Annotated in this window: 4 protein-coding genes, 5 pseudogenes and 1 riboswitch; of the genes and pseudogenes, 5 read left to right on the top strand and 4 right to left on the bottom strand. The window is 32.7% G+C overall.

The features are described 5' to 3' along the window. Nucleotides 1-206 precede the first annotated feature (206 nt). The 3 genes and pseudogenes from BKO01S_RS23415 to BKO01S_RS24525 form a co-directional block, all read left to right on the top strand. The gene (locus tag BKO01S_RS23415; protein ID WP_066060164.1) at nt 207-1,118 is read left to right on the top strand and encodes an HD-GYP domain-containing protein; all 912 of its coding nucleotides are present in this window, start codon (nt 207-209) and stop codon (nt 1,116-1,118) included. A gap of 26 nt (nt 1,119-1,144) precedes the next feature. Then, nucleotides 1,145-1,438 carry a hypothetical protein gene (locus BKO01S_RS23410; protein ID WP_066060162.1) on the top strand — a complete coding sequence of 98 codons (294 nt, stop codon included), beginning with the start codon at nt 1,145-1,147 and terminating at the stop codon, nt 1,436-1,438. A gap of 323 nt (nt 1,439-1,761) precedes the next feature. Beyond that, nucleotides 1,762-2,028: pseudogene (locus BKO01S_RS24525) on the top strand (IS1595 family transposase); the annotation flags it as partial. A 2-nt stretch (nt 2,029-2,030) separates the two neighbouring features. Here BKO01S_RS24525 and BKO01S_RS23405 read toward each other — a convergent pair. Then, nucleotides 2,031-2,492 carry a DUF2306 domain-containing protein gene (locus BKO01S_RS23405; RefSeq protein WP_066060160.1) on the bottom strand — a complete coding sequence of 154 codons (462 nt, stop codon included), beginning with the start codon at nt 2,490-2,492 and terminating at the stop codon, nt 2,031-2,033. A gap of 313 nt (nt 2,493-2,805) precedes the next feature. Further along, nucleotides 2,806-2,888, top strand: a riboswitch (cyclic di-GMP riboswitch). A gap of 11 nt (nt 2,889-2,899) precedes the next feature. Here BKO01S_RS23405 and BKO01S_RS23400 point away from each other — a divergent pair. Then, nucleotides 2,900-3,991 (top strand): annotated as a pseudogene (locus BKO01S_RS23400) (diguanylate cyclase domain-containing protein). Nucleotides 3,992-4,287: 296 nt separating this feature from the next. On the opposite strand, the gene BKO01S_RS23390 reads toward BKO01S_RS23400, so the two are convergent. Then, the gene (locus tag BKO01S_RS23390) at nt 4,288-6,507 is read right to left on the bottom strand and encodes a putative bifunctional diguanylate cyclase/phosphodiesterase (RefSeq protein ID WP_066060154.1); all 2,220 of its coding nucleotides are present in this window, start codon (nt 6,505-6,507) and stop codon (nt 4,288-4,290) included. A gap of 291 nt (nt 6,508-6,798) precedes the next feature. Beyond that, a pseudogene (locus BKO01S_RS24120) lies at nt 6,799-6,978 on the bottom strand (FMN-dependent NADH-azoreductase); the annotation flags it as partial. Between BKO01S_RS24120 and BKO01S_RS24935 the strand changes: the two are divergent. Then, nucleotides 6,977-7,071 (top strand): annotated as a pseudogene (locus BKO01S_RS24935) (FMN-dependent NADH-azoreductase); the annotation flags it as partial. The pseudogenes BKO01S_RS24120 and BKO01S_RS24935 overlap by 2 nt on opposite strands. On the opposite strand, the pseudogene BKO01S_RS23385 reads toward BKO01S_RS24935, so the two are convergent. Then, a pseudogene (locus tag BKO01S_RS23385) lies at nt 7,069-7,620 on the bottom strand (IS110 family transposase); the annotation flags it as partial. The pseudogenes BKO01S_RS24935 and BKO01S_RS23385 sit on opposite strands and share 3 nt — an antisense overlap. Between the last annotated feature and the right edge of the window lie 154 nt (nt 7,621-7,774).

Raw genomic sequence — 7,774 nt, 5'->3', positions numbered from 1 at the left:
TCCTTTACTACAATAAGACAGGATGGCCCACTACAGCTATCTTTGAATTTAATCTTTTTTTCTTCACTACTGTTACATATATTTCTCGTTTATCAAAAGAATATTAAAGAGATAACATTAATTACCGAAATGTATTTATTTAAAACAATTGATAAACAGTCTATATACTTTTATAATAGAAAAGTTATACTGAGAGGATTGTATTAATGAATATGCGAGGAAATGGTATTCAGTTTGTTAAATCTGGTGGATACATTAAACAAAGTGTTGCAAACGGTTCGATACTTAATCTACTTGTACAAAGTAAAGGTTTCGAGGTTATTCTTCATGAAGTTAAAGAGGGTCATCATTGGACAATTGGACCAATAGAAGGATGGGATGGTATTGAATTTATCTATCTTTTAAGTGGTTCCCTATCTTGGTTGGAGAATAAAACAAAAATGATTGCTTCAACAGGCGACCACTTAATAATGGATCCTATTAGGAAGGATACATTTTTTACTGCCATCGGCAATACTACTTTTCTATATGTATCTACGGGGCCTTCCTTTGATGAATATAATGACCAAATTAAACACTTTATGAACCTTGCTGTTGCTGTGGAGGAAAAGGATGGTTATACAGCAGACCATTGCCAGAGAATTAAGGATTTATCCATAAAAACTGGTGAGAAATTGGGTTTATCATCAGAGGAATTATATGTGTTGCATATTGGGTCTTTTTTACATGATGTTGGAAAAACAAAAATACCGGACCTTATTCTTAATAAACCTTCTAAGCTTACCAATGAAGAGTACGAGCAGATGAAGAAACACACATCACTTGGTGCCAACATGTTAGTTGAAACTGGAATTCCCACATTAAAAAGAGCTGCGCTTATCGTAGAGCAACATCATGAACGATACAATGGTACGGGCTATCCTTACAGATTAAAAGGGAATGAAATTAATTTATCCTCCTCCATAGTAGGAGTAGTAGATTCCTTTGATGCAATGACTAGTGTTCGAGTATATAGCCGAGGGCGCTCTCTAGAAGATGCACTGGAAGAAGTAAAACAAGAACGTGAAAGATTATTTCACCCTGATGTCGTTGATGCTTTCCTATCTATAATGTCATAACTTTAATAAATTTAGGGGGTAGAAAAATGAGAAAAAGTTTATTTTTGGTAACGCTATTATTATTTTCTGTGTTACTAGCAAATCCTGTTATATCAAATGCTGCTTACGATGAATCTTCTGATCAAACCATTTCTGTTAACCTTTTGGATGGATTAGTACAACCAGATGACTCACTGGCTAACCTTACATTCCAATTGCAAGAAGATGCTCATAACACACTAACGAATACATCAGGTGTGGAAGCAGATCACTATTACTATTGGGTTGAATTAAATGGAACGAAAATTTTAGCAGTAGATCCAATTAAGCCAAGCTTTTAACAAAATATTATTAACTAATTTTATGTTTAGGTTAAACAAGCAAACTAGTTGATATTAAATGGAACACACATTTTATACATACACAATATGTGTGTTCCTCTGTTACGCTTATAATTAACTGCTCCGTTCGTTTACTAACCGAAGGGCTCGCTACAGCACCTACTTTTTCAACTCCTCCGCTAGTTACTTAATAATAACCTAATTGCTTTATAATAAAATCTACCACCTCACTAAATTCCTTTTGGGCTGATATTCCATTATATTTTGAAGAGTAAGGGTCACTGAATCCGTGTTTTCCATTAAACTTATATACTTCGATACTGTTGTTATCAAAAATGGTCAATATGCGTAAAGGCGTTTATGTGAAAAAGTCAATCTTCCATATCCAGCACGTCAACGCCTATCACAAACGTCTAAACAGTTTATGGAGCGATTTCAAGGTGTAGCTACCAAGTATTTGGATAACTTTTTTTTCGTTTCGTTACCTTGAACAAAGTAAAAAAGTTGCTCACAAAGAACGTGTGAAACAACTTTTGTTTAGTGCTGTTCATAAATCGAATTATTCAACTGTTGAAATGTTAAGAGCTTAAAATTATCTTCTTTTTTTAGGAGCATATTTTTTACCTACTTTAAATATGAGCGGAGTTCCTATTATTGTAGGTAGAAACCAGAATAACAAAATAGGCAATTCATTTAAAACTGGTATACTAGGAATATTAACTACTAAAATTGCTGTTACAATACCTATATAAGAACCTAGCATTCCTCCTATATGAGTCCCTAACCAATTTTTCCATTTCTTCTTAACCGCTAAATATCCCAATAAAGCAAGCCCATAAGAAAACAGAGCGATATAAAATAAATATTGGCTTTTTTCCCAATGGATTATCGACATAACCAAAGCTGTTATAAATACAAGGACATAAGACCAGTGATATATCTCACCAGATACTGTATGTTGCCCCTTCTTCTTTTTAGAAAACATTGCAAATATCCCGCTTATTAAACAAATTGTACCAGTGAGTATATGAATTATTAAAAATACATTAAACAACTAAATCACCTCGATACTTAAAAAACATGTATCTTAAATTTATTTTTAGTGTAAAGTTAAATATCCTTTAAAGCAACAATATTTACGAAAACAGCGTTATATTAAGTGTACTCCTTTTCCTTTTTAAAAGATTAGCTCAAGTCTTATCAATCGCTTGAGATTTATTCTCTTTAGAGATGGAATTGTTAGAACAAAGAAACCGGTTCTAATGTTAAAATTTCTCATCACTATTTGTTTAACAAACTATTGGGTATTCATGATAAAAAGGATAATATTACCTAGGTATTTAGAATTATGTTAATGATAATTTCTTAAACGTTAAAGGCAAACCTAACGAAAGAAAGGGACGAAAAACCACAGGTCTAAGGTATTGACTATGACAGCTGGGTTACCAAAGGAGAAATTTCATGAAATTACTGCGATTAAAGTACACTTTATTTTTTGTTATCTTAGGATTATTGATTGATTTTTTTTATGATGAACTTACTGAATTTCTAAATTTGACGAATAACGATTTAATTAAAACTCTTCTAGAGCAGGGAGTTATTGTTGCAGTTGTTATTTTACTTATTTTAGCTTTAATAAATGAGAGAAATCTTCAAAAGAAGTTAAAAGAAACGGAGGAACAATATCGTAAAGTGGCGGAGCTTTCGCCAAATGGTATAGTCATTCATAAGCTCGGGGTAATTCGCTATATAAATCCTTCGGGTGCCAAAATACTTGGTTTTGCTGCATCAGAAGAATTAATCGGTAAAGAGTTGCTAGAGTTTATTCCATCTTATGATCATCAAAATATCCAAAAAGCCTGGAATACTATTCACAAGGATAAAAAAACAATTGGTTTCATCGAGGCAAAGTGGTGTCGACTAAGTAACAAAGAAATTGATGTTGAAGTTATGGGGATGCCTTTAACAATTAATGGAGAGCAAATGATTCAACAGTTCTTTCGAGATATTACAGAAAAGAAACAATCTCAAGAGTTAATTTATCACATGGCTCACCATGATCAATTAACGGGATTACCTAAGAGAAAATTCTTCGAAGAAAAACTTATTGAAGCCTTAAAAGGTGTGAAGTTAACGAAAAAGCAATTAGCTGTTATGTTTCTTGATTTAGATGGATTTAAGAAAGTAAATGATACATTAGGGCATGAGGTTGGTGATTTACTCTTAATAGAGGTTACGAAACGTTTAGAATAATGTATTCAAGAGTATGCTACTTTATCAAGGTTTGCTGGTGATGAATTTACTATACTATTACCAGAGGTTAACAATGAGGAAGAAGATGTAATTAAGGTAGCCAAGAGAATATTAGTATCATTGGATTCTCCCTTTTTTGTAAATGATAACGAAATAAAGGTTACCACGAGTATCGGTATTTCTTTTAACGAAAATGGTGAAGCAAACGCCAAAGAATTAGTGAAACATGCTGATTTGGCCATGTACATGGCTAAACAAAAAGGAATACTAGCCTTTCGAGCAATTACATTACCTGTGTAGTCTTGTCCCACTACAACTGCAATTTTTTGATTCCTCGTTTCTGGTTCTCAGATATAGCAAGTAGGTTACCTGATAAAGAGAGAAGAAAAATAATAGGCTGTCGAAGGTTTTTTTGTCGACAGCCTAAACATCAGTAATAATTATTCTAATTGACCTTTTAAGACATCAAAGAAAATGACTAAACAATAGAATAACACTTAAGATATTTAAGGAGTTGTTTCACAAATTTAAGGGAAATGATTCTCCTATTTTTAGTTCGATTTCAAAGGGTTAAAAATATTTCCCTTTATTTATTTTTACAAATTAAATATTTTTACTATTTCCTTTTCTGGAACTGGTGGACTGTATAGATACCCTTGGCCAATATTGCAGTTTAAATTTTTTAAGATCATTTCCTGTTCTTTATTCTCAATACCTTCGGCAACGATTTCAAAATCTAAATTTTTCCCCATTTCAATTATCGATTTTACCAAAGCCTTATTTTTGGAATTAGTCAACATATTATTAACAAACATTTGATCAATTTTTATTCGGTCTATTGGCAATTCATTTAGTATACCCAGAGATGAATAACCAGTTCCAAAATCGTCGATTGATATGCTTACCCGAAACTTTTTCAATTCAGTTAATATCCTTCTTGTTTGTGCTATGTCCTTCATTAAGTTTTCGGTAATTTCTAGTTCAAGAAACTCTGGCTGGAGTCCAGTCTCCTTTAAAATTAGTTTAATATCCTTAATAAAATTGGGATCTCTAAATTGGTATGTTGATACATTTATAGCCATTTTGCTATGAGGATACCCCAATGAATGCCAATCTTTATATTGTTTACATGCTGTATGAAGTACCCATTTTCCTATTGGGATAATAAGACCAGATTCTTCTGCAACTGGAATAAATTCATCCGGTGACACTATTCCCAATTCTGGATGAACCCATCTTAAAAGTGCCTCCATACCAACAATCTGCATGGAATTTAAATCTATTTGTGGTTGATAATGCAATAATAATTCCTTGTTATTAATTGCTCCTCTTAATCCTTCTTCCAGTAACATTTTTCTGTTTATCTTATCACTTACTATACAATAGAATTGATAGTTGTTTTTTCCGCGCTCTTTCGCAGAATACATAGCCTTATCGGCGGCAGAAACAATGTCTTCAGCATTATTGCCATCACTAGGAAATAAACTGATTCCAATACTTGTTGTGGTAAAAAACTCTTTACTCTTTATGCTAAACGGTTGAGCAAATTCATCTATAATTCTTTGTGCTACTTCCGTTACTTCATTCTTATCAATACCTTCAAGTAAAATAACGAATTCATCTCCACCAAGGCGGGCTACAAGATCATTTTTACGCACACTATTTTTCAACCTATTTGATACTTCGACTAAGAGAAGGTCTCCAGTATCGTGTCCCATTGTATCATTAATAATCTTAAATCTGTCTAAATCTAAAAACATGATGGCTAGATTTTTTTTATTTACTCTACTTCTCTCTATACTTTTTCTAAGACGTTCATTGAACTTATAACGATTTGGTAAGCCTGTTAAATTATCAAATTTAGCCATTGTGTTTACTTGTATCAGTGCATGTTGTAAATCTTTCGTTTTGTTTTGTATTTGCACTTCTAAACTCTTTGAGAGTGAATTAAGTTGTTCCATTGATTTTTCTTTCTGAGAGAGGACAAAAAATTGTCTGATCATCATCAAAGTAAAGACCGTATAAAATGAAAAACGTAGAAATGTTAAATCTTCAAAATAACTAAAAAATACGTAGCACATAAAATATGCAATTAGGGCAAATGCACTTTTATCACTACTTACCTCGGTTGAATTTAAGAAGTTTTCCTTTTCCACTAAAACCGACGACTTTTTAATCTGTAAACGATAAAGACCAGCAGCACCTTTAAGCAACAGAGTTACATTCCAAAAAGGGTCAATAATATCTCCATACTCGTATCTACTATTAAGCGAGTGATTTACATAAATCAAGTCACCCGAAATCTGAAAAATAAAGCCTAATGAAATAAAAGTAAAAAGTGATTTATTATTGTGATTCCTAGTAGTAAAATATACCAAAACAGTAATGAACAATAAAGATAGGTTAAGGACAGGATACGCAACTCCAACAAAATCTGTTAAAATGTCACCACTTAAATTAAGAAGAATGTTCGATAATAACAAATCCCAAATCAAAGCAATAGTTACTATAATAAAAATGGATATATCAAATAGGTATTGAATAATTTCACTTTTTTTTATAACTAAAATAAGTTTATAGATTAGGGCAATAATCCAAATGAAGTACGCCAACAACCAAAAATAATCAGCAGAGCCGGGATAAGGAGGATTTATTCCTAAATATAAAAAATAATACGCCCAATTTATAAAAGCAATACCATATGGAACTATACCTATTCCCAGCAAAAGCCAAAAGTAACTATCTTTATCCCTATCTTTATCTAGGGTTAAGTATGTATTAAGTACCCAAATCAAACTCATTGCTATCCCAATCATCTGTAACGAAAAAATTCCTAATTGCCTTATAAAATCATTACTTTGAAAAAGTTAAATCCATATATAGGAGATCACAATAATTATTATTGTAACAATTATCGCGGGATTTCGAAGAATTGCATTCAATTTTTTCCCTCCATATAATAGGCTATTCCTAAAGGAATAGCCTATGTTACAAATAAAGTATAATATTATTTTTACTTTGTAGTTTTATTTTAAAAGAAATGCAAAATTTTCAAAACCACCAATTTTTGCCTAAAATCCAAATAGGAATATAAATCTCACCTAACCAGCTGCAATAAATTGCTCACGTAGTTCTGATAATCTACCTACTTTTATTTTTTCATTTGAAGATAGTTCCTCAAATCCCTTTCCTGATTGGAGTTTTCCCCAACCGCTAAATACATCAACATCTATTTGTGGAATATTCTCTTTATAAAGATTAACATTCACAACCTCATCAGAAGTATTGTATATTACAGCGCATCCACATGATGATACTCAGTCTTATAGTATGGCAGTAGGAAGGCCTTTATTGATACCTACAAAGAAGTAAATCCTAACGGTTAAGAACTCAGGGAAATACCGATCTACCCAGTTGAGAATTCGGCCTTGCACCGTTTGAAGGTCATCAGTTAAGAGATCACGGATTTTTTTCGTCACACGGAGTTCTGCATAAACACCTTGTGGGATCGTTGGTTCAGCATATCTCCCATCGTTAACCAGCTGTGCGATGACTTTAACGTCTTTCACATCTTTCTTAGTCGGTAAGTTGTCGTCGAGTTCCTTACTTTTCTTCACATGTAACGAGTTTACTCCAACAAATTTTATATGATTTTCTTTTAGTATATGAGCTAGATTTAGCAAATAGTGTCCGGTAGGTTCCATTCCTACTATCACTTTTTCCATCTGTTGTTCTAGCTTTAGTTGATTGATCCAATCGAGATACAGTTCAAATCCTGTCTTGGTATTATCGAAATAACACGGGGAACCAAACTCCATTCCTCTCTAGTCCTGTGCCCGTGCCACATGCTTGAACTTCGCAATATCAACGCCTATAATAAGAGTCTGAGAAGCGCTTTGAGCAATCTTTTCATTTGGTTTATAATTCATTTTAAGACCTCCTGGTATATGTTGATTGTCCTTTTTTGCTGGCCAGCGTTAGGACTCTCTTATTCTACCAAGAGGTTCTTTTTTTATTCAAACCTCATTTTCATTCATTACAGGAATGCTGCCCACTTTCTTACAATAAAAAAGCGACCTCCCT

It is taken from the genome of Robertmurraya korlensis NBRC 107688 (assembly GCF_001591645.1).
In the GTDB taxonomy this organism is placed as follows: domain Bacteria; phylum Bacillota; class Bacilli; order Bacillales; family Cytobacillaceae; genus Robertmurraya_A.
This window is presented reverse-complemented; position numbering and strand designations above follow the sequence as displayed.

Bases quoted from the DNA above. Each gene is read 5' to 3' on its own strand.
- BKO01S_RS23410 (WP_066060162.1), top strand. From the start codon at position 1,145: ATGAGAAAAAGTTTATTTTTGGTAACGCTATTATTATTTTCTGTGTTA.
- BKO01S_RS23390 (WP_066060154.1), bottom strand. From the start codon at position 6,507: ATGATTGGGATAGCAATGAGTTTGATTTGGGTACTTAATACATACTTA.
- BKO01S_RS23415 (WP_066060164.1), top strand. From the start codon at position 207: ATGAATATGCGAGGAAATGGTATTCAGTTTGTTAAATCTGGTGGATAC.